The sequence below is a fragment of the Limnohabitans sp. TEGF004 genome (genome assembly GCF_027924965.1).
Classification (GTDB): Bacteria; Pseudomonadota; Gammaproteobacteria; order Burkholderiales; family Burkholderiaceae_C; genus Limnohabitans.
On record NZ_AP027056.1, the window covers coordinates 1972593 to 1992746 of the forward strand.

22 protein-coding genes are annotated in these 20154 nt (G+C 55.5%); 6 read left to right on the forward strand and 16 right to left on the reverse strand.

Translation table 11 applies throughout. From position 1 onward, the window contains the following. The first annotated feature begins 1 nt into the window (after nucleotide 1). The 3 genes from LINBF2_RS09520 to LINBF2_RS09530 all read left to right on the forward strand — a co-directional run bounded on the left by LINBF2_RS09520 (nucleotide 2) and on the right by LINBF2_RS09530 (nucleotide 1838). Complete coding sequence (locus tag LINBF2_RS09520; protein ID WP_104801781.1) at nucleotides 2-622, forward strand: 50S ribosomal protein L25/general stress protein Ctc; 621 nt, start codon at nucleotides 2-4, stop codon at nucleotides 620-622. Nucleotides 623-703: 81 nt separating this feature from the next. Then, complete coding sequence (pth, locus tag LINBF2_RS09525) at nucleotides 704-1378, forward strand: aminoacyl-tRNA hydrolase (RefSeq protein WP_281888428.1); 675 nt, start codon at nucleotides 704-706, stop codon at nucleotides 1376-1378. Nucleotides 1379-1412: 34 nt separating this feature from the next. Further along, entirely contained in the window at nucleotides 1413-1838 is a 426-nt protein-coding gene (locus tag LINBF2_RS09530; protein WP_281888430.1) for a hypothetical protein, read from the forward strand. A 30-nt stretch (nucleotides 1839-1868) separates the two neighbouring features. Here the strand turns inward: LINBF2_RS09530 and LINBF2_RS09535 are convergent, their stop codons facing one another. From LINBF2_RS09535 to rsmD, 4 genes are all read right to left on the reverse strand, one after another. Further along, nucleotides 1869-2123: a YfhL family 4Fe-4S dicluster ferredoxin gene (locus LINBF2_RS09535; protein ID WP_104801784.1), complete on the reverse strand. Its 255-nt coding sequence runs from the start codon at nucleotides 2121-2123 to the stop codon at nucleotides 1869-1871. A 73-nt stretch (nucleotides 2124-2196) separates the two neighbouring features. Further along, nucleotides 2197-2919, reverse strand: coding sequence for a histidine phosphatase family protein (locus tag LINBF2_RS09540; protein WP_281888433.1), 723 nt, complete (start codon nucleotides 2917-2919; stop codon nucleotides 2197-2199). Then, nucleotides 2916-3413: a pantetheine-phosphate adenylyltransferase gene (coaD, locus tag LINBF2_RS09545; protein WP_104801786.1), complete on the reverse strand. Its 498-nt coding sequence runs from the start codon at nucleotides 3411-3413 to the stop codon at nucleotides 2916-2918. The genes LINBF2_RS09540 and coaD overlap by 4 nt, the downstream gene beginning before the upstream one ends. 35 nt (nucleotides 3414-3448) lie before the next feature. Then, nucleotides 3449-4072, reverse strand: coding sequence for a 16S rRNA (guanine(966)-N(2))-methyltransferase RsmD (gene rsmD / locus LINBF2_RS09550; RefSeq protein ID WP_281888435.1), 624 nt, complete (start codon nucleotides 4070-4072; stop codon nucleotides 3449-3451). A gap of 30 nt (nucleotides 4073-4102) precedes the next feature. On the opposite strand from rsmD, the gene ftsY reads away from it, so the two are divergent. After that, on the forward strand, nucleotides 4103-5197 hold the full coding sequence (gene ftsY / locus LINBF2_RS09555; RefSeq protein ID WP_281888437.1) for a signal recognition particle-docking protein FtsY: 1095 nt from the start codon (nucleotides 4103-4105) through the stop codon (nucleotides 5195-5197). Between the two features lie 25 nt (nucleotides 5198-5222). On the opposite strand, the gene LINBF2_RS09560 is transcribed toward ftsY, so the two are convergent. Continuing rightward, a complete protein-coding gene (locus LINBF2_RS09560; protein WP_281888439.1) occupies nucleotides 5223-5450 on the reverse strand; it encodes a hypothetical protein in 228 nt (75 codons plus the stop codon). Between the two features lie 162 nt (nucleotides 5451-5612). Here LINBF2_RS09560 and rpoH point away from each other — a divergent pair, with 162 nt between their 5' ends. After that, nucleotides 5613-6536 (forward strand): RNA polymerase sigma factor RpoH, encoded by a 924-nt coding sequence (gene rpoH, locus LINBF2_RS09565; RefSeq protein WP_104801789.1) that lies wholly within the window; start codon nucleotides 5613-5615, stop codon nucleotides 6534-6536. Nucleotides 6537-6640: 104 nt separating this feature from the next. Here rpoH and LINBF2_RS09570 read toward each other — a convergent pair whose 3' ends face one another. From LINBF2_RS09570 to LINBF2_RS09610, 9 genes are read right to left on the reverse strand one after another with little or no spacing between them, the layout of a single operon-like run. Next, nucleotides 6641-7822: an acyl-CoA dehydrogenase gene (locus LINBF2_RS09570; protein WP_104801790.1), complete on the reverse strand. Its 1182-nt coding sequence runs from the start codon at nucleotides 7820-7822 to the stop codon at nucleotides 6641-6643. Between the two features lie 40 nt (nucleotides 7823-7862). Continuing rightward, nucleotides 7863-8858 carry a tripartite tricarboxylate transporter substrate binding protein gene (locus LINBF2_RS09575; protein WP_104801791.1) on the reverse strand — a complete coding sequence of 332 codons (996 nt, stop codon included), beginning with the start codon at nucleotides 8856-8858 and terminating at the stop codon, nucleotides 7863-7865. A gap of 23 nt (nucleotides 8859-8881) precedes the next feature. Further along, on the reverse strand, nucleotides 8882-9880 hold the full coding sequence (locus LINBF2_RS09580; protein WP_281888442.1) for a tripartite tricarboxylate transporter substrate binding protein: 999 nt from the start codon (nucleotides 9878-9880) through the stop codon (nucleotides 8882-8884). Between the two features lie 24 nt (nucleotides 9881-9904). Further along, entirely contained in the window at nucleotides 9905-11140 is a 1236-nt protein-coding gene (locus LINBF2_RS09585) for a CoA transferase (protein ID WP_281888444.1), read from the reverse strand. Then, nucleotides 11137-11937, reverse strand: a complete 801-nt coding sequence (locus LINBF2_RS09590) for an enoyl-CoA hydratase (protein ID WP_104801794.1) — start codon at nucleotides 11935-11937, stop codon at nucleotides 11137-11139. The genes LINBF2_RS09585 and LINBF2_RS09590 overlap by 4 nt, the downstream gene beginning before the upstream one ends. Before the next feature lie 12 nt (nucleotides 11938-11949). Next, nucleotides 11950-13086: an acyl-CoA dehydrogenase family protein gene (locus LINBF2_RS09595; RefSeq protein WP_281888447.1), complete on the reverse strand. Its 1137-nt coding sequence runs from the start codon at nucleotides 13084-13086 to the stop codon at nucleotides 11950-11952. A gap of 30 nt (nucleotides 13087-13116) precedes the next feature. Next, nucleotides 13117-14304, reverse strand: a complete 1188-nt coding sequence (locus tag LINBF2_RS09600) for an acyl-CoA dehydrogenase family protein (RefSeq protein ID WP_104801796.1) — start codon at nucleotides 14302-14304, stop codon at nucleotides 13117-13119. Nucleotides 14305-14317: 13 nt separating this feature from the next. Further along, entirely contained in the window at nucleotides 14318-15505 is a 1188-nt protein-coding gene (locus tag LINBF2_RS09605; RefSeq protein ID WP_104801797.1) for an acetyl-CoA C-acyltransferase, read from the reverse strand. Between the two features lie 24 nt (nucleotides 15506-15529). Then, complete coding sequence (locus tag LINBF2_RS09610) at nucleotides 15530-17647, reverse strand: 3-hydroxyacyl-CoA dehydrogenase NAD-binding domain-containing protein (protein ID WP_236658043.1); 2118 nt, start codon at nucleotides 17645-17647, stop codon at nucleotides 15530-15532. Between the two features lie 103 nt (nucleotides 17648-17750). On the opposite strand from LINBF2_RS09610, the gene LINBF2_RS09615 reads away from it, so the two are divergent. Next, nucleotides 17751-18650, forward strand: a complete 900-nt coding sequence (locus tag LINBF2_RS09615) for a LysR family transcriptional regulator (protein WP_104801799.1) — start codon at nucleotides 17751-17753, stop codon at nucleotides 18648-18650. Between the two features lie 10 nt (nucleotides 18651-18660). Here LINBF2_RS09615 and LINBF2_RS09620 read toward each other — a convergent pair whose 3' ends face one another. Next, a complete protein-coding gene (locus LINBF2_RS09620) occupies nucleotides 18661-19257 on the reverse strand; it encodes an SCO family protein (RefSeq protein WP_281888451.1) in 597 nt (198 codons plus the stop codon). Beyond that, nucleotides 19257-20144 carry a heme o synthase gene (cyoE, locus tag LINBF2_RS09625; RefSeq protein ID WP_281888453.1) on the reverse strand — a complete coding sequence of 296 codons (888 nt, stop codon included), beginning with the start codon at nucleotides 20142-20144 and terminating at the stop codon, nucleotides 19257-19259. The genes LINBF2_RS09620 and cyoE overlap by 1 nt, the downstream gene beginning before the upstream one ends. Nucleotides 20145-20154 lie beyond the last annotated feature (10 nt).

Consider the following 20154-nt stretch of genomic DNA (forward strand, 5'->3'; position numbering starts at 1 on the left):
TATGAATTTTGTCGCTTTTGAGCGCGCTAAGCAGGGAACGGGTGCGAGCCGCCGTCTGCGTATCACTGGTCGTACACCTGGCATCGTCTACGGTGGCGCGACTGAACCTTCATTGATCGAAATCGATCACAACGCCTTGTGGCACGCCTTGAAGAAAGAAGCGTTCCACGCTTCTGTCTTGCAAATGGAATTGAACGGCAAAACAACCGAAGTGTTGTTGCGCAACGTGCAATACCACCCCTTCAAACAGCTCGTTTTGCACATCGACTTCCAACGCATCGATGCCAACACAAAGATGAAGAAGAAAGTGCCTTTGCACTACTCTGGCGAAGAGAACTCACCAGCTTTCAAAGTTGACAAGTGCTTGATCAACCGCATCGCCACTGAATTGGAAATCTCTTGCATGCCAAAAGATCTGCCTGAGTTCATCGCTGTGGACTTGAGCAACTTGACCAAAGGTCACTCTTTGCACGCCAAAGACATCACCCTGCCCGCAGGCGTGACCGTTGTGGCTCCTGGCACTTCCAACCCCGTGTTGGTCGCCGTAGTGGCAACCAAGGCCGAAGAGCCAACACCTCAAGAAGCCGCAGCTGCTGCTGGCGACAACAAAAAGAAGAAGTAATTTTTCTTTTCTGCAATCCTTCATTGATTGCTTTGAACGGCTCACCTCGGTGGGCCGTTTTGCTTTTGGAATAATCATCACATGATCAAGCTCCTTGTTGGCCTGGGCAACCCCGGCACTGAATATGAAGCCACGCGTCACAACGCAGGCTTTTGGTGGATAGACACAGTGGCACGCGACCTCAAGGTCAGCCTTCAACCCGACCGCGCGTACCACGGCTTGGTGGCACGCACCTCGGTCAAGGGCGAGAACGTGTGGCTGTTAGAGCCGCAAACCTTCATGAACCTCTCAGGCAAATCGGTAGGTGCATTGGCGCGCTTCTTCAAAATTCAACCTCAAGAAATTTTGGTTGTGCACGACGAGTTGGACATCACGCCTGGCGAAGCCAAACTCAAACTCGGCGGCAGCCATGCTGGCCACAATGGCCTGCGCGACATCCATGCACAGCTCGGCACAGACCAATACTGGCGACTGCGCATTGGCATTGGCCACCCCGGTGTGAAATCAGAGGTTGCGAACTGGGTGCTGAAGAAACCAGCGCCCGACCAACGCACCGCCATTGAAGACTGCATCACACGCACCAGCTTGGCCCTGCCGCATTTGCTTGCGGGCGATATGGTGAAAGCCACGCAAATGATTCACACCGCCAAGCCGCCCCGGCCCAAACCACCTCGGCCGACTACGCTGCCTGGCACTGAGAAGACAGGGGCTGCAGATGCTGACAAAACACAAGCCAAAGGGGCTGAGAGCAACTAAGTGTTTTGCTGCCTTACTAGGTATGGCGGCACTCTTGAGCCATGCAACCTTGGCAGACACGGTGTACCGCTGCGGTGAAGCGTACAGCAGCTCTAGCCAGTGCGCCAATGGGGCTGCAACTGAAGTTAAACCAAGCTCAGTGCTGCAAACCGAGGGGCCAGACAAAGGCCACGCGGCGACACGTGACTTGCGTGACGCACAAGCCTTAGAGAAACAACGCCTGCAGGCTGAACAACAAGCAGCTCAAGCAGCACCTATTCGACTCAGCACACCTAGCGCGCCGTCGACCAACCCATCATCTAGCAATGTCACCCAGACAGAGCCAATCTCCAAACAGGGCAAGCGCAAAGGTAAACAAGCCCGCAAACCAAACAACCCCTACTTCACAGCCGTAGATCCAACGGCAGCGCCCAAAAAGAAAAGCACCGCCAAAGCGGTGCCTGCTAGTTCTAACCCCTAAAACACAACGCGCTTCAAGGCGAGGGTTGAATCACTTGGCTGTCTGCTGCAACAAACGAAACTTCGCTAGCAGTGCATCACGACCCTCTACCCGCTCAGGGTTCACGGGAATGCAAGCCACTGGACACACCTGCACACACTGGGGCTCGTCGAAATGGCCCACGCACTCGGTGCATTTGTCGGGGTTAATTTCGTAAATCTCCGGCCCTAAGAAGATGGCTTCGTTCGGGCACTCGGGCTCACACACATCGCAGTTGATGCATTCGTCGGTGATCATCAAGGCCATAAAAAATCCGTCAAGGGGCTAAATAAAAGAGCAATTATCCCAGCTCACCTGCTGTTACCCAAGGGCGCCACACTTAGGCCACACCGTTGGCATGTGTTTGTGCAGCAAGTTGCTCACGCACTTCAAGCAAACGTTTTTGGCTATACACCGGTTGCTCAGGCAAATCCGCCAAATGCGCCGCATCGGCCCACAGCTGGATGTGCAGCCCACCATCGCGCCAAGCGACTTGATTGATGCCTGCGTTGGGAATGTCACATACGCGCGGGCCGCTGAGCGACAAAGCTTGCGCATGACGCCACACCATATCCAGCACGCCGCCATGCGTCACCACCACCACATACTCGCCCTCGTATTGCTGCGCTAAGTCTTGCAACGCGGCAATCACGCGGTCATGAAACGCGCGGGTCGTCTCCGCGCCCTCCACCGCCAAGTCAGCATCAAACGCCAACCAACGTTGCCAGGCATCAGGGTGTTGCGCTTGAATATCGGGACTGCACATGCCTTCAAACATGCCGTAGCACTGCTCGCGCAGGCCTGCATTCAAGATGCAGGTGTGGCCCAGCACCTCGGCCACAGGCTGGGCAGTTTGTTGGGCACGCAGCAAATCGCTGCTGATGAGTCGGGTGGGTACACGGCCCTGCGTTTGCCATTCGGCCAAAGCTTGCACCATGCGGGTTTTCAACCGCTGGGCTTGTTCAAAGCCCATCTCATTGAGCGGCACATCCAGCTGCCCCTGAAACCGTAGCTCGCGATTCCAAGCGGTTTCGCCGTGGCGGATGAGAAGAAAGTCCGTCACTTCGCCGTGCGCTTGGCTAACAGCCGCTTGTACACACCTGCAGACACCAAGTCTTTGCCATCATCACCGGCCCCCAGCAAAGAGATTTCGCGCACAAAGGTGCTGGAGATGAATTGGTATTTGGCGCTGGGGGTGAGGAACACGGTTTCCACCTCAGGCATCAGCTCTCGGTTCATGCCGGCGAGTTGAAACTCGTAATCAAAGTCAGTCACGGTACGCACACCGCGCACCATCACGGTGGCGTTGTGGCTACGCACAAAGTCGCGCGCCAAGCCGGTGAAGGGCACCACTTCGACTTGCGGGTGTGCGGCCATCGCCTCACGCGCCATGTCCATGCGCTCGTCCAAGGTGAACAAGGTTTTCTTGTGGTGGGCAGTGGCCACCGCCAAGATGACCTTGTCAAACATGGCCGCAGCGCGCAACACGATGTCTTCATGGCCCAAGCTGATGGGGTCAAAGGTGCCGGGGTAAATGGCAACAACTTGCTTGGACATGGGCGCTCCTAAGTGTTTCTAAATATCAAAACTGATTATGCAATTCGGCGCAACAAGTGCGCGTGCACCGCGCCGGCTTTGAGGTGGCGATACAGCGAGAGGCCCATAGGCTCGAGCTGCTCATCTGTCCAAGCCAGAGGCGCTTCGAGGTACACATAGCCATCAGCTTTCACGGCTTTGCCTGCAGCGAGTAGCGAGGGCTCAAACAAAGCGCCATCAAACGGCGGGTCAATGAAAATCAAATCCACACTTGATTCGCTGAGCTGCTTCAAGCAAGCCACGCCATCGGTGCGCAGCACATGCACATTGGTGGCCTTGAGGCGGTTGACTTGGGTGCTGAGCTGCGCCACCAAAGCGGGGTCGAGTTCACACACCTGCACATGGGCCGCACCGCGTGAGGCGGCTTCAAAGCCCAAGGCGCCTGTGCCCGCAAACGGATCGACACAGCGCCAGCCCAAGAGCGATTGACCCAGCCAGTTGAACAGGGTTTCGCGCACGCGGTCTGGTGTGGGGCGCAGGCCGGGCTTCAAGGCCACGGGCAATTTGGTGCGGCGCCATTCGCCGCCGATGATGCGGACCTCGCCTGCCCCTTTGTGCCGTTTTTCGGCGACGGGTTTGACAGGGGTGGCGTTGAAAGATTTTGGTGTGCGGGTTTTCATAGAATGGACTGATTCTAGAAACACCCACACATGTTTAGCTTCTTCAAGAAAAAAATCACTGGTCAGCCTGCTACTGAGACGGCAAACAACGGCAACGCTGCCGTTTCTCCTGCGAACACGTCCGCTCACGCCGCCGCGTCTGAAGCGACATCAAGCACGTCAGTAACAGCGACAGCGACTGTGATGCCTGCCGAGCGCCCCCGCGCCAGCTGGATGGCACGCTTAGGCAATGGCCTGCGCCGCACGGGCCAAAGCATCAGTACCGTGTTCACAGGCACGAAGATTGATGACGACCTGTATGAAGAGCTCGAAACCGCCCTTCTCATGGCAGATGCCGGCGTGCAAGCCACCGAGTATTTGCTGAAAGACTTGAAGCAACGCGTCAAAGACACCTCCACCACCGAGCCCTCGGCCGTCAAAGCTTTGCTGGCCGCATCCATTGCCGAGCTGCTCAAGCCTTTGGAAAAACCGCTCACCATCGGCGCACACAAACCGACCATCATCATGGTGGCTGGCGTGAACGGCGCGGGTAAAACCACATCGATTGGCAAGCTCACCCGCCATTTGAGCGACAGCGGTGCTTCGGTGCTGCTGGCCGCGGCAGACACCTTCCGCGCAGCCGCCCGCGAGCAGCTCGCTGTTTGGGCCACCCGCAACACGGTAGAGATCGTCAGCCAAGAAGGCGGCGACCCTGCGTCTGTGAGCTTTGATGCCGTCACCGCAGGCCGCGCACGCGGCAAAGACGTGGTGTTGGTCGACACTGCAGGCCGTCTGCCAACGCAGCTGCACCTGATGGAAGAGTTGAAGAAGATCAAACGCGTGGTGCAAAAGGCCGAGCCAACTGGACCACACGAAGTATTGCTGGTGATTGACGGCAACACCGGCCAAAACGCGCTCGCCCAAGTGAAGGCATTTGATGAAACGCTGGGTTTAACCGGCCTGATCGTCACCAAGCTCGACGGCACAGCCAAAGGTGGCGTGTTGGCTGCCATTGCGCTGTGGGGACAAAGCCGTGCTGCTGCGGGTGGCTCGGTCGTGCCTGTTTATTTCATTGGCGTTGGTGAAGCCGTGGAAGACCTCGAAACCTTCAGCGCACAAGAGTTTGCTGACGCCCTGTTGGGCTAGGTAAATAACTCTGGCCCATCCTCGGTCAATCGCGCTTCAACACCCCTTTAAGGCTCTCGCACCAGCGACCACAACGCTCATGAGCCTCCACCACGGGATAGCTGTCCATGCGGCCTTGCTTGCGTGTGAGCGGCGGTTGTATGTAATAGCCCAAGCCGCAACGCAGCTGGGTTTCAGATGAATCGGAATTGAGCACATGCGCGCAGCTCTTGCAGCACTGAACGGCAATTCGCTCCAAGGTCATGGGGGGCATAACAGGCTCCTTAAATACTGTGATTAAATTCAGTATATGTTAAAAAGCACAGTATCTCAACACCTTCTCAATTCGCGGGTAAACCCCTAAAATTCGCAAGGTTTAGCACTCGAACCACATGAGTGCTAATATACGTTTTAGTTATCCGAAAGGACTAATTCAATGACCGCAATCACCCAACAGTCACACGCCATCACCAACCCTTGGGGTTTGGTGCCGTCGCTGGGCAACCTTGATGCCTACATCACAGCTGCCAACCGCTTGCCCATGCTCACGCTTGAGCAAGAGCAAGAGTTTGCCCGTCAACTCAAAGACAACAACGACCTCGAAGCCGCTGGAAAGCTGGTGCTCTCGCACCTGCGTTTGGTGGTCTCGGTGTCACGCCAATACTTGGGTTACGGCCTGCCCCACGCAGACCTAATCCAAGAAGGCAACATCGGTTTGATGAAAGCCGTCAAACGCTTCGACCCTGACCAAGGCGTACGTTTGGTGAGCTACGCCATGCACTGGATCAAGGCCGAGATTCATGAATACATCTTGAAAAACTGGCGCATGGTCAAAGTGGCCACCACCAAAGCACAGCGCAAATTGTTTTTCAACCTGCGCTCGATGAAGCAAGGCTTCAAGTCTGATGCGCTCGACAACACTCACCGCAACACGCTCAACCCACACGAGGTGAATGCGGTGGCGACCAAGCTCAATGTCAAGCCAGAAGAAGTGCTTGAGATGGAAATGCGCATGTCCGGCGGCGATGTGTTGCTCGACCCTAGCCCCAACGAAGACAGCGACGAAGCCTTTGGCCCCATCGCCTACTTGACCGACACCAACCACGAGCCCACCGCCATGATGGCGGCGCACCAGCGCGATGTATTGGCATCTGACGGCATCGCCGCTGCGCTGAACGTGCTCGATGAGCGCAGCCGCCGCATCGTGGAAGAGCGTTGGCTCAAAGTACAAGACAACGGCTCGGGTGGCATGACGCTGCACGACTTGGCCGCTGAATACGGTGTGAGCGCTGAGCGCATTCGCCAAATCGAAGTCGCTGCCATGAAGAAGATGAAAGCTGCTTTGGCTGAATACGCGTAAAGCGCCAAGGCCTTGATAGGGCCAGACAAGCTAAATCAAAAGGGCCGCCATGTTTTGCATGGCGGCCCTTTTGCTTGAACGTCAAGACTTCACGATAAGTGGTCTTAATTGCTGAATGCTGGGATGCCCGTGATGGCACGTCCCAAGATCAGCGCATGCACATCGTGTGTGCCCTCGTAGGTGTTGACCACCTCCAAGTTCACCAAGTGGCGAGCCACGCCAAACTCATCTGAAATTCCATTGCCGCCCATCATGTCGCGGGCCATGCGTGCAATGTCCAAAGCCTTGCCGCAGCTGTTGCGCTTGAGGATGGAGGTGATGTCTACCGAAGCCGTGCCCTCGTCTTTCATACGGCCCAAGCGCAAGCAGCCTTGCAAGCCCAATGAAATCTCAGTCATCATGTCGGCCAACTTCTTTTGAATCAGTTGGTTGGCAGCCAAGGGGCGGCCAAACTGTTGACGGTCCATCACGTATTGACGTGAACGGTGGAAGCAGTCTTCAGCCGCGCCCAATGCGCCCCACGCAATGCCATAACGCGCACTATTCAAACACGTGAACGGTCCCTTAAGCCCACGCACATCAGGGAAGGCGTTTTCTTCTGGCACAAACACCTCGTCCATCACGATTTCGCCTGTGATGGAAGCACGCAAACCCACCTTGCCGTGAATGGCTGGGGCACTCAGGCCCTTCCAGCCTTTTTCCAAAATAAAGCCACGAATCGCGCCTGAGTCATCCTTGGCCCAAACGACAAATACATCAGCAATGGGGCTGTTGGTGATCCACATCTTGGCGCCTGAAAGCGAGTAACCGCCCGCTACCTTTTTGGCACGCGTGATCATGCTGCCGGGGTCTGAACCATAGTTGGGCTCGGTCAAACCAAAGCAACCAATCCACTCGCCTGTGGCGAGCTTGGGCAAGTACTTTTGCTTTTGCGCTTCAGAGCCAAACTCGTTGATGGGCACCATCACCAAAGACGATTGCACGCTCATCATTGAGCGATAGCCCGAGTCCACGCGTTCGACCTCACGCGCCACGAGGCCATAGCACACGTAGTTCAAGCCTGCGCCACCGTATGCCTCAGGAATCGTGGCGCCCAAGAGGCCCAACTCACCCATTTCTCTAAAAATGGTGGCGTCCATTTTTTCGTGACGGAAAGCCTCTAAGACACGCGGGGCTAAACGTTCTTGGCAATAAGAAGCCGCAGCTTCTTTGACCTGACGTTCGTCGTCCGTCAATTGAGAATCAAGTTGGAAAGGGTCTTCCCAAGAAAAACTAGCAGCACTCATTGGATGGTTTCTTTGCTCAAAAAATTTCAGAAATGAATTATCAATCCAGCTTAGCGCCAGACATCTTCACCACACGCTCCCAGACTGGGAACTCGCTTTTATACACAGCAGCAAACTGCTCGGGCGTGTTGCCCACAGGGATGAAGCCCATCTTGTTGATGCGATCTTGTGTTTCAGGCAACGCGACGATGGCACGCACTTCAGCAGACACACGTTGCATCACATCATTGGGGGTCTTGGCAGGGGCTGCCATGGCAATCCAACCGGTCACACGGAAGATGTCGTCTTTGAAGCCTTGTTCACGCATGGTGGGGACGTTTGGCAACACGCTCATGCGTTGCTCACCCGTCACGGCGATGGAGCGCAACTTGCCACCATCAATGTAGGGCTTGGCCGTTTGCGCGCTGGCAAAGGCAAAGTCGATCTGACCGCCCACCAAGTCTTGCAACATGGGCGCCTCGCCTTTGTAGGCCGCATGGGTCATGTCCGCTGACATGCTTTGGCTCAGGTAAGCACCCGCCAAGTGTGCGTATGAGCCCATACCCCAAGAGCCATAAGACAACTTGCTTGGGTTTTTCTGAATATGCGCCCTCAAATCACTGGCGCTGTTGATGCCAGAGTTGGGGTTCACCAACAACGTGACAGGGGCCAATGCCAGTTGCGAAACGAGTGAGAAATCACGACCTGGGTTGTAGGGCAGCTTTTCATACAAGAACTGATTGATGAGCACGGTGGTACCCAGAGTCACCAAAAAGGTATAGCCATCAGGTGTTGCCTTCGCTGCGGCATCCGTACCTGTGACACCACCAGCGCCTGCACGGTTGTCGATCAACACGGGCTGTCCCAAACGGTCAGCCAATTTTTCAGCCAATGTGCGCGCAATGATGTCAGTAGCACCACCTGGTGCATAAGGCACGATCAGCTTGATGGGTTTATTGGGATAAGCCTGTGCTTGTGCTTGCGTGCCAACACACAAAGCCATCAAGGCAACTGCAGCTGTGGCCACGACTTGGCGGCGTGATTTTTGATTCATCATTTTTGTCTCCTGTTATTTATTTATCAATCGTTTGAAACACTTCTATCTCGAATCACCCGCCCCCATTTGGCGTAGTCATTCTGAACACGTTGACCCATTTGAACGGGCCCCTCAAAGTTGGCAATGCAACCGGCATCGCGTAATCGGTCTTGCACTTCCTTCTCAGACAAGATGGCTTGTATCTCACTGGCCAATTTATCCACGACAGCTTTGGGTGTGCCTTTGACAACCAGCAAACCGCCCCATGACACCGCGTCATAGCCCTTGATGCCTTGCTCAGAAATGGTCTTCACATCGGGTACCACGCTCACGCGTTGGGGTGAACCAATGGCAATCGCTCGCAGCTTGCCCGACTTGATGTGTGGCAGCGCAGCCACCAAGTCTGAATACATCACGGGCACCACGCCACCAATCGTGTCGGTGATGGCGGGCACGCCGCCTTTGTAGGGCACGTGTTGCATTTCAAACCCCGCCAACTGTTGCAACAACTCCATACTCAGGTGGCCAAAACTGCCCACGCCTGAGCTTGTGTAGTTCATGGGCTTCGGTTGCGCTTTGGCGTGCGCGATGAGCTTGGCCAAGTCGGTCACGTCTGGCAAAAGTGTGGTGTTGACCACAATGACGATGGGTAAGTCATACACAGTGGCCACAGGCATGAAATCTTTGGTGGTGTCATAGCCTGCTGCTTTGTTGAAGTGAGGCGCCAGCATGGTGGGTGTGGCCAACATCATCAAGGTGTTGCCGTCTGGTGTGCTTTTGGCTACTTGTGCGGCTGCAATCGCACCCGATGCACCCGCACGGTTTTCTACCACCACGGTTTGTTTGAGGCGTTCCGCCAAGCGTTGGCCCACGATGCGAGAGGCGGTGTCTGTAGGTCCACCTGCTGGAAATGGCACCACCAGTTTGATGGTTTTATCAGGCGCACTGCCCTGCTGCGCCTGCACACCAATGGCATGCCCACTTAACAGAGCCCCCATCAAGACCCAGCGAAACATGCAACTCATCGAGTGTTTAGAAAACATAGGCATCTCCAAAAAATGGGTTCATCAGGTGTTTGGCAGCGTCAATACGCCTGCGGCCTGCAAGGCCTCAAGCTGACCATCGCTCATCGCCAAAAGCTCTTGCAGCACAGCGCGTGTACCTTCACCCAAGGTGGGTGGCGCGCTGCGTATCGGCAAGCGTTGGCCATCCAAACGGTAAGGTGGTGCAAACACGGGCGTGGTGCCCACCTCTGGATGCGGCATGTCTTGCACCATGCGGCCACGGCGTGAACGCTCGCTTGTCAGTGCCTCATGCAAGCCAGCCACTTTGCCGCAGGGAATACCAGCTGCCGTCAGGCGCTCTAACAACACCTCTCGCGGGAACGACTGAATCAAGGCTTTGAGCATGGGCCCCAACTCTTTGCGGTTTTTGGCCCGCTCGACGTTGGTGGCAAACAGCGGGTTCTCCACGATGTCTGGACGCAAGATGACTTGGCGACAAAACTTATCGAACTGCGCGTTGTTGCCCACAGCAATGATCAGCGGGCCATCTGCTGCTTCGTACATGCCATAGGGCACGATCGAGGGATGCGCGTTGCCATAGCGCTCAGGGTCGCGCCCGAGATGCAAGGCATCTAAGCCGTAATAGCCCGAGACAGACAAACCGCAGTCATACAAGGCCATCTCAATGAGTTGGCCTACACCACGACGTTCACGACGCAACAGTGCCGCCAAAATTGCTTGAGCCGAATACATGCCCGTCATCAAATCGACCACAGCTACGCCAAACTTCAAGGGTGGCATATGCGCATCGCCATTGAGGGCCATTAAGCCAGCCTCGGCTTGAATCACTAAGTCGTAGCCGGGTCGACGCGCTTCGGGGCCACTGGTGTCGTAACCGGCTACTGCGCAGTAAATCAAATCGGGCTTGATGGCTTTGAGCTGCTCGTAACCAATGCCAAGTTTTTCAGCCCCGCCTGTTTTGAAGTTGTGAATCACCACATCGCACTGCGGCAGCAAGGCATGGATGATTTTCAAACCTTCGGGGGATTGAAGATCCACAGTGATGGACCGCTTGTTGCGGTTCATGCTGTTGTAGTAAGTCGTCTCGGTCTTGCCAATGCGAATACCCCAATCGCGCGTATCGTCGCCGCGACCTGGGTGCTCTACCTTGATCACCTCCGCACCAAAGTCACCCAAGACCATGCCACACATGGGGCCAGCAAACACACGCGAGAGATCCAGCACACGAATGCCCGCTAAAGGCAAATCGTGTTCTGGATGTGAAGTAGATGTGCTCATTCGCTGACCTGACGTAATGGGGTGTAGTTGGGTGATCGCTTATTCAGAAAGGCGTTGATACCTTCCAAAGCCTCATCGCCACCCATGGCCTCGACCATGGACTGCGCTTCGAGCTCAAGCTGATCTTCTAAAGAATTACGCATGGCGTGGCGGCACAAGTTTTTGATGCGGCTCATCGCCTTTTGTGGACCTTTTGAAATGTCAGTCGCCAAAGCCGTAGCCGCTGCCAGGGCCTGGCCAGACTCCACCAGTCGATTGACAGCACCCAAGGCGTGCATCTGCTCACCACTGAGGGGGGCACCGGTCAAACACAACTCGGTCAAGACTTGACGAGACACAAACTCAGCCAAGAAAGCGGTTGCACCACCATCAGGCGTGAGGCCCACCTTCACATAGGCCACGGTGAACTTCGCATCTTTGGCAACCACCAACATGTCGCATGCCATGGCCAACGAAAGCCCTGCTCCTGCGGCTGCACCTTCTACGGCTGCAACCACCGGCTTGGGGCAATCACGCACTGCACGAATCAAATCATGCAAGCCTTCAAGTCGCACACGACGCTCCTGCAGAGGCAACTCACGACGTTTGGCCAATTGACGCAAGTCCCCGCCAGAACAAAAGTGGCCGCCCTCGCCTGTGAGCACGATGGCCCCCACCGATGAGTCACTGGCTGCATCACGCAACGCATCGGTCACAGCGGTGTAGAACTCAAAGCTCAAGGCATTGCGAGCAGCCACGTTGTTATTGGATAAAACCAAAACAGCGCCTTCGCGACGGGTGACTAAAACTTGCGACATGGATTTCCTAACTCAGTGTGTTTGGCTCAAAGCGATGAAACGCGCCAAGTGATGGTCCTCGTCACCAAACTCATGGTCAATCATCACCAATCGCTTGGCATAGTGGGACAGGGGTAATTCCCAAGTCATGCCAATGCCGCCGTGCAACTGAATGCTTTCCTCTGCCACCAGCGTGCCAATGCGACCAATGCTGTACTTCGCAGCAGATAAAGCTTTCTCTCGCATCACGCGACCATCCTCATCAATGGCGGCCGCTGCATTGATAACGGCCGAACGCGCTTGCTCCACCTCCAGCAGCACATCGACCATGCGGTGCTGTAAAGCCTGAAAGCTACCAATGGGCGCTCCAAACTGTTTGCGTGTGCGCAGGTATTCCAAGGTTTGGTCTTTGGCCACATCCATAGCGCCCAAGGCTTCGGCGCACAAGGCGAGCAATGCATAGCCGCGCACACGTTCAAGCACTGCATAGCCTGCGCCCTCTGATCCCACCAATGCATCGGCAGGTACTTGAACATGATCAAACACCAACTCCGAAGCACGGCCGCCATCAATGCGGTTGAACGATCGGCGTGAGATGCCAGCCGTCTGACCCGACACGAGGAACAAGCTGATGCCTGCTTCACTGCCAGTCTCACCCGAGGTGCGCGCAGACACCAACAAGCAATCGGCCTTCTCCCCAAAACTCACCAAGCCCTTCACACCGTTGAGCACCCAATGCGTGCCCTCACGTTTGGCGGTGGTGGCCACATGGTTCAACTCATGGTGCGCGCCTGGTTCGTCATGCGCCAAAGCGGCAATGGCTGTGCCGTCCATCAAACTCTGCAGCTGTTCTTTTTGGGCATCACTGCCCGCCAGCATCAAGGCACGCCCCACCAACAAAGCGCCCAACAAGGGTTCGGGCACGATGCCTCGGCCCAAGCATTCAAACACCACACTGATGTCAAAGCCTGCGCCCGCAAAGCCGCCCACCTCTTCTGGAAATAACGCGCCGATGGTTCCCAACTCGGCCAGCTGTGCGTACAACTTGGGGCTGTGCCCTTCAGCGCCATAGGCAATCTGGGTGCGTACGTCTGCGCCGTATTGCTCTGACACAAAACGGTTCAGGCTGTCCATCAGCATGCGGCGATCTTCGGTATGTTCAAAATTCATTTTGTTATTCCTTTCACACGCAGCCAGCCATCAAAGGCCCAAGATCATTTTGGAAATGATGTTTTTCTGAATCTCATTCGAACCACCAAAGATCGACAACTTGCGGTTGTTGAAATAAGACGATGCAGCCTTCGCTGAAGCCTCATCACCCAAAGGTGATTCAGCATCGGACACGTCTTGCAAATAAGGTGCGGCATAAGGCCCCATGGCACGACGCGTCAACGACAAAATTTCTTGGCGAATCTCTGTACCTCGAATTTTTAGCATCGAGCTTTCAGCGCCTGGCGCCCCCCCACCCGCCACTGCCGCAATGACGCGCATGTTGGTGGTCTTCATGTTCTCGAGGTCAATCTCCACCTTGGCCATGCGTGCAGCAAACAAGGGGTCTTGCGACAAAGGCTTGCCATTGCAATGCACGCGGTCGGCCACCAGCTTCAACTTTTCTAAGCCCGCCACGGAGAAGCCCACACCTGCAATATTGGTGCGCTCGTAGGTGAGCAAATATTTGGCGTACGTCCAGCCTTTGTTTTCCTCACCCACCAAGTTAGCCACTGGCACTTTGACGTCGGTGAAAAACACTTCGTTCACTTCATGCGCGCCATCCAAGGTGATGATGGGGCGTATTTCGATACCGGGCGATGTCATGTCCACCAGCAAAAAGCTAATGCCCGATTGCGACTTGGCTTCGCGGTCTGTGCGCACGAGGCAAAAAATCATATTGGCGTATTGACCCAGCGTGGTCCATGTCTTTTGGCCATTGACGATGTAGTGATCGCCATCACGCACCGCGGATGTTTTGACCGACGCCAAATCAGAACCCGATCCTGGCTCAGAGTAGCCTTGGCACCACCAGTCCGAACCATCCAAGATGCGTGGCAGCCAATGTGCTTTTTGCGCTTCGCTACCGTATTTCATCAACACCGGCCCGAGCATGCTCACACCAAACGGCACGATGCGCGGTGCATGCGCCAAAGCGCATTCGTTTTCAAAAATGAATTTCTCAACAGCATGCCAACCTGGGCCGCCCCACTCTTCGGGCCAATGGTTGGCCAACCAACCACGCGCATGGAGCTTGGCGTGCCAGCCCTCCATCTCGGCCTTAGACAAATGTTGGCCCGCAGCCACTTTGGCAGACAACGCAGGCGACAGGTTCTGTGCCAAAAAGGCACGCACTTCTTCGCGGAACGCTTCTTCTTGAGGGGTAAAGTTCAAATTCATGTCAGTCCCTTGGTCAGAATATTTCGAACAAGCCAGCAGCGCCCATGCCACCCGCGATACACATGGTGACCACGCCCCACTTGGCTTTACGACGCTTGCCTTCTAACAAAATGTGCCCCGCCAAACGTGCGCCCGTCATGCCAAACGGATGACCTAAAGAAATCGCGCCGCCATTCACATTCAGCCGTTCATCTGGAATACCCAAGGTCTTTTGGCAGTAAATGGATTGCGAGGCAAAGGCTTCGTTGAGTTCCCACAAATCAATGTCGTCCACCGTCAAGCCATGACGTGCCAACAGCTTTGGCACGGCAAACACGGGGCCAATGCCCATCTCGTCAGGTTCACAGCCGGCCAGCGCCATGCCACGAAATGCGCCCAAGGGCTGCAAGCCCAATTGCGAAGCCAGCTTCGCATCCATCATCACGCAGGCAGATGCACCATCTGACAGTTGCGATGCATTGCCCGCTGTGATGAATTGCCCTTCACCACGCACGGGCGGCAACTTAGCCAACGACTCATAGCTGGTACCTGGACGGTTGCTCGTGTCGTGGTCGACCGTCACTTCTTGGTAAGACACTTCTTTGGTGTCTTTGTTGGTCACGGCCATGGTGGTGGTGACGGAAATGATTTCTTCCTTGTAACGACCGGCTGCCTGTGCCTCTGCTGTTTTGCGTTGGCTCTCGACTGAGAAATGGTCTTGGTCTTCGCGGCTGATGTTGTAGCGCTTGGCCACAATGTCTGCGGTCTCAATCATGGGCAAATACAAGTCAGGCTTGTGCTGCGTCATCCAAGGGTCAATGCCATCGTCCACCGAGGTTCCGGGGCCTCGGCGCAAACCTGAAATGCTTTCTAAGCCACCGGCCACCATCACGGGTGCACCGTCCACCACGATGCGCCCGGCTGCCGTGGCAATGGCTTGCAAACCCGATGCGCAGAAACGGCTCACGGTGGCACCTGCAATTTGCAAAGGCAAACCCGCACGCAGCACACTGGCGCGTGCCACGTTGCGGCCCGTGCGTCCCTCTGGATAACCGCAGCCCAGAATCACATCTTCAATCAACTGGGCCTCAACACCAGATCGTTGCACAGCGGCTTTCACTGCATGCGAAGCCAACTCTGCACCAGAGATGGCGTTGAACTCACCACGGTGCGACTTCGTCAGTGGTGTACGAGCCGTGGAAACAATGACCGCTTCACGCATACAAATCCTTCAAGTAATGTCTGATCAGCGGTTCAAGCTGTCAAAGTTTTTGCCGTCTTTCACCAACTGCACCAGCAATGGCGATGCTTGCCAAAACAAGGGGTCTTGCTTGGCAAACTCATGAATGTCTGCCAAGATTTTTTCTAAGCCCACCATGTCGGCGTACTTCATAGGGCCACCGCGATAACGCGGGAACCCGTAGCCATGCACAAACGTGACGTCTACATCCAAGGGACGCAGCGCAATGCCTTGGTGCACCACATTCGCGCCCTCGTTGACCATGGCCGCCATGTATTTGCGAACAATCAACTCTGGCGTCAACGCACGCGGTTGGATGTTGGCGCGCACACGCTCAGCATCAATGATGTGCAGCACCTCGGGGTCTGGCACACCTGTGCGTGAGCCTTCGGGGTAGAGGTAATAACCGCGCCCCGTTTTCTGACCAAACCAGCCTCGCTCGCAAATGCGATCGGCAATTTGCACATAACGTGCCTTCGGGTCGCGCGTGGCGGCACGTCGTTTGCGCGTGGCCCAGCCAATATCACCGCCTGCCAAATCTGACACTTGGAATGGCCCCATGGGGTAACCAAACTCGCGCATGGCTGCATCAATCTCATAGGGTGAGCAGCCGTCTTCCATCATGTGGTCTGCCGCAGCGCGGTACACCGCCAAGATGCGGTTACCAATGAAGCCATCGCACACACCCGCACGCACCGGTACTTTCTTGAGTTGCGTGGCCAAACTAAACGCCGTGGCCACCACGTCTGCGCTCACCTTTTCTGGCACCACGATTTCAAGCAACTTCATGATGTTGGCGGGTGAGAAAAAGTGCAGGCCAATCACATCTTGCGGGCGCGAAATACTGCCAGCGATTTCATTGATGTCCAAATACGAGGTGTTGGTCGCAATCACCGCATTGGGTTTGCACACGCGGTCAAGCTCTGCAAACACAGCCTTCTTGACCGACATTTCTTCAAACACCGCTTCAATCACCAAATCGGTTTGCGCCAAAGCGTCGTAGTGTGTGCTGGTGCTGAAACGCGCCATCACTTGCGATTTGGCTTGCTCGGTCATGCGACCCTTGGTGATCAAGCCGTTGTAGACCTTCTCGACGTTGTGTCGGCCTCTGGCCACAGCTTCGTCGTCGCGCTCAATCATGGTCACAGGCAAACCTGCATCCAACACCGACACCGCGATGCCCGCACCCATCGTGCCGCCACCAATCACCCCCACACTCGCCACTGGACGAGGGGCTACGCTTTTCACTTCTGGCACTTTCACCACTTCACGCTCTGCAAAGAAGGCATGAATCAAACCTGCACGCTGTGGGCTGTCAATGCATTGCAAAAACAATTGGCGCTCGTTGGTCAGTGCGTCGTCAAACGGCATTTGTAGGCCTGCACGCACCGCCTCAATCACCTTGAGTGGCGAGAACAAACCACGCGATTTCTTTTCGACATCTTTTTGGATTTTTGCGAGCACTTCCAACTGATGGTCGTATCCCACTTTGAACGCATCCAAATCGCGCGTGCGTCGAACAGGCGCACCGTCGGCCAGCAACGCGCGTGCAAAGCTCAGGCCCGCTTGCAGCACATCCGCACCTTCGCCCAACTGGTCAACCAGTTTGCAGTCCACAGCTTCTTGGGCTTTCATGTGTCGGCCACTGAGCATCAACTCCACTGCGGCTTCCACGCCCATCAAGCGAGGTGCGCGTTGCGTACCGCCTGAGCCTGGCAGCAAACCCAGTTGAACTTCAGGCAAACCCAGCTTGGCATCGGGCATAGCCAAACGGTAGTGAGCGGCCATGGCCACTTCTAAACCACCACCCAATGCGGGGCCGTGAATAACAGCCACCACAGGCTTGGTGCACGCTTCGATTCGATTACATACCTCGGGCAAGATGGGATGCATGGGCGGGCGACCAAACTCACGAATATCCGCCCCCGCAATGAATGCTCGGCCCGCGCCCAACAGCAGCAAGCCTTTGACACCGTCATCCGCTTCGGCCTCGTCCATCGCAGCCATCAAACCACGGCGCACATCCACGCTGATGGCATTGACGGGAGGGTGGTCAATCGTGACGACCAGCAAGTCGCCATCTTTGGCTGTGCGAACAACGGTCGTTTCAGAATGGGTAGTCAAACGGAGTCTCCTCATTGTTTTTGTCTTTGATACGCTAGTTTGGCAGATAATATTTCTTGACAATATCAAACTTTATTGACGCTATGTCAAAGAATATTTACTAATGACCGTCGATTTCGCCTCTCTCACGCTTTTGGTCGACATCATTGACGCGGGCAATCTCAGCAAGGCCGCCAGCAAGCTGAAGATGACCCGCGCCAATGTGAGCTACCACCTGCGCCAGCTTGAAAAAACCATGGGTGCCGAGCTGATACGACGCACCAGCCGACGCATGGAACCCACCGAACTGGGCTGGCGGCTGTGCGAACACGGGCGCGCCATTCGCAACGAAATGGCCAGCGCCCACGAAACCGTCACCAACTTGGGCCAAGGCCTGCAGGGTCGTGTGGGTATCAGCGTGCCCAGTGGCTATGGCCACATCGTGATGACGCCTTGGTTGGTTGAGTTCAAAAAGCTCTACCCCGGCGTGGTGCTAGATGTGGTGTTTGAGAACCGAATCGACAACTTGCGTGACGACGTAGACATTGCCATTCGCGTGCTGCCCCAACCCCCAGAAACCATGGTGGCCAAAGACATGGGCACGGTGCGTTACTTGGCCTGTGCGTCAAAGGCATTTGCCCAACAACACGGCATGCCCACCGAGCTGTCGCAACTGCGCACACAACCCATCATCACCGCTAACGTGGTGGGGCGCCAACTGTCGTTGCGTGCGTACCGAGGGGAAGAGCGCCAAGAGGTGATGCTGACGCCCACCCTGATTTCAGACCACTACCCGTTTTTGAAAGAAGTCATTCTGGGCGGCTTGGGCATTGGCTTGATGCCCGACTACATGGTGGCCGATGTGATTGCCAATGGCGAAGTAGTGACCAGCCTAGATGATCACCGCCTGAGCATCTTTGGCACAAACATGTATCTGCTTTACCTGCCATCGCGTCATCGCACCCGTGCGATCAAAACTTGCATCGACTTCTTGGTCAAGAAAGCCAACACGCACGAATCGTAGCAAGGGGAAATCAGGGTGTTGTTTTGAGCAAGGTCTGGATGTCTTGCGCCAACACTTGGGGGCCTACACCATAGCGGCTGTAAAGACGCAAGTTACCTTGCGTGTCATACACATAGCTACCAGCAGAGTGGTCCATGGTGTAACTGGTGGGCGTTTGCCCCTCCACCTTTTTGTAATAAATCTTGTAGTCCTTGGCGACCACCGCCAATTGCTCAGGCGTGGGAATGAACGCCACAAACGTGGGATCGAAGTTGGCCATGTAGGCCTTGAGCAACTCAGCGGTGTCACGCACAGGGTCTACCGTGACAAACACACCTTGAAGTTTGTCGCCATCAGCACCCATCAAGCGCTTGACTTCAGCCAGCTCCAGCATTGAGGTAGGGCACACATCGGGGCATTGCGTGTAACCAAAAAACAGCACAACCACTTTGCCTTTGAAATCAGAAAGGCTGCGACTTTGGCCGTTGTGGTCGGTCAGAGTGAAGCCCTTGGCGTAGTCAGCGCCCGTGATGTCAATGGCATTGAACTTTGGCTTGTCAGGGCTGCACGCCGCCAAGGCAAGCACAGCCAAGGCAGACAAGAAATATCGGCGTGTGTGTGTCAGCATCAGAGGTAATGGTCAATCAAAAGCGCTGCAAACAGCAGGCTGAGGTGAATCAATGAAAAACGGAAGGTTTTACGTGACAACTCGTCCGAGTAGTTGCGCCACAACGCCCACGCGTAACCACAAAAGCCAAGGCTCAAAATCACAGCGCTGACCAAATACAGCCAGCCACTCATGCGATACACAAAGGGCATCAAGCAGGCGGCAAACAACACAAAGGTGTAGAGCAAAATTTGCAAACGCGTGAACTCATTGCCGTGCGTCACAGGCAACATAGGCAGCCCTGCTTTGCGATAGTCTTCCACGCGATACAAGGCCAAAGCCCAAAAGTGTGGCGGGGTCCACAAGAAAATAATGAGGAACAAAATCAAGGCCTCTGGGCTCACCTCACCCGACATCGCAGCCCAGCCGAGTACAGGTGGCATTGCACCAGATGCACCACCAATCACAATGTTTTGCGGTGTCAAAGGCTTCAAGATCACGGTGTAAACCACCGCATAGCCCACAAAGGTAGCGAACGTCAGCCACATGGTGAGTGGGTTCACCCACACATACAAAATCAGCGAACCTACCGCGCACATGAGCGTGGAAAAAAGCAAGGTTTCGCGGTCACTCAACTCGCCTTTGGCAGTGGGTCGCCAGGCCGTGCGTTTCATGCGTGAATCAATGCCTTTCTCCACCAAGCAATTGAACGCGGCTGCGGCTCCAGCCACAAACCAAATGCCCAAACATGCCCACAACGCCAATTGCATCTCGGGCCAAGACGGCACACCAGGCACAGCCAACACCATGCCGATCAGGGCACAAAACACAATGAGTTGAATCACACGCGGTTTGGTCAGCGCATTGAACTGGCGCAAGCGAGACATCAAGGGAAAAGCGAGGCTCATAAACGGGGTC

Excerpts from the sequence above, each read along its gene's own strand:
- rsmD (WP_281888435.1), bottom strand. The coding sequence starts at position 4,072 with ATGAAAACCCGCACACCAAAATCTTTCAACGCCACCCCTGTCAAACCC.
- LINBF2_RS09585 (WP_281888444.1), bottom strand. The coding sequence starts at position 11,140 with ATGAGCACATCTACTTCACATCCAGAACACGATTTGCCTTTAGCGGGC.
- pth (WP_281888428.1), top strand. The coding sequence starts at position 704 with ATGATCAAGCTCCTTGTTGGCCTGGGCAACCCCGGCACTGAATATGAA.
- rpoH (WP_104801789.1), top strand. The coding sequence starts at position 5,613 with ATGACCGCAATCACCCAACAGTCACACGCCATCACCAACCCTTGGGGT.
- LINBF2_RS09560 (WP_281888439.1), bottom strand. The coding sequence starts at position 5,450 with ATGCCCCCCATGACCTTGGAGCGAATTGCCGTTCAGTGCTGCAAGAGC.
- LINBF2_RS09575 (WP_104801791.1), bottom strand. The coding sequence starts at position 8,858 with ATGATGAATCAAAAATCACGCCGCCAAGTCGTGGCCACAGCTGCAGTT.
- LINBF2_RS09580 (WP_281888442.1), bottom strand. The coding sequence starts at position 9,880 with ATGTTTTCTAAACACTCGATGAGTTGCATGTTTCGCTGGGTCTTGATG.
- LINBF2_RS09595 (WP_281888447.1), bottom strand. The coding sequence starts at position 13,086 with ATGAATTTTGAACATACCGAAGATCGCCGCATGCTGATGGACAGCCTG.
- LINBF2_RS09605 (WP_104801797.1), bottom strand. The coding sequence starts at position 15,505 with ATGCGTGAAGCGGTCATTGTTTCCACGGCTCGTACACCACTGACGAAG.
- LINBF2_RS09570 (WP_104801790.1), bottom strand. The coding sequence starts at position 7,822 with ATGAGTGCTGCTAGTTTTTCTTGGGAAGACCCTTTCCAACTTGATTCT.
- LINBF2_RS09590 (WP_104801794.1), bottom strand. The coding sequence starts at position 11,937 with ATGTCGCAAGTTTTAGTCACCCGTCGCGAAGGCGCTGTTTTGGTTTTA.
- LINBF2_RS09600 (WP_104801796.1), bottom strand. The coding sequence starts at position 14,304 with ATGAATTTGAACTTTACCCCTCAAGAAGAAGCGTTCCGCGAAGAAGTG.
- coaD (WP_104801786.1), bottom strand. The coding sequence starts at position 3,413 with ATGTCCAAGCAAGTTGTTGCCATTTACCCCGGCACCTTTGACCCCATC.
- cyoE (WP_281888453.1), bottom strand. The coding sequence starts at position 20,144 with ATGAGCCTCGCTTTTCCCTTGATGTCTCGCTTGCGCCAGTTCAATGCG.
- LINBF2_RS09520 (WP_104801781.1), top strand. The coding sequence starts at position 2 with ATGAATTTTGTCGCTTTTGAGCGCGCTAAGCAGGGAACGGGTGCGAGC.
- LINBF2_RS09615 (WP_104801799.1), top strand. The coding sequence starts at position 17,751 with ATGACCGTCGATTTCGCCTCTCTCACGCTTTTGGTCGACATCATTGAC.
- LINBF2_RS09535 (WP_104801784.1), bottom strand. The coding sequence starts at position 2,123 with ATGGCCTTGATGATCACCGACGAATGCATCAACTGCGATGTGTGTGAG.
- LINBF2_RS09620 (WP_281888451.1), bottom strand. The coding sequence starts at position 19,257 with ATGCTGACACACACACGCCGATATTTCTTGTCTGCCTTGGCTGTGCTT.
- ftsY (WP_281888437.1), top strand. The coding sequence starts at position 4,103 with ATGTTTAGCTTCTTCAAGAAAAAAATCACTGGTCAGCCTGCTACTGAG.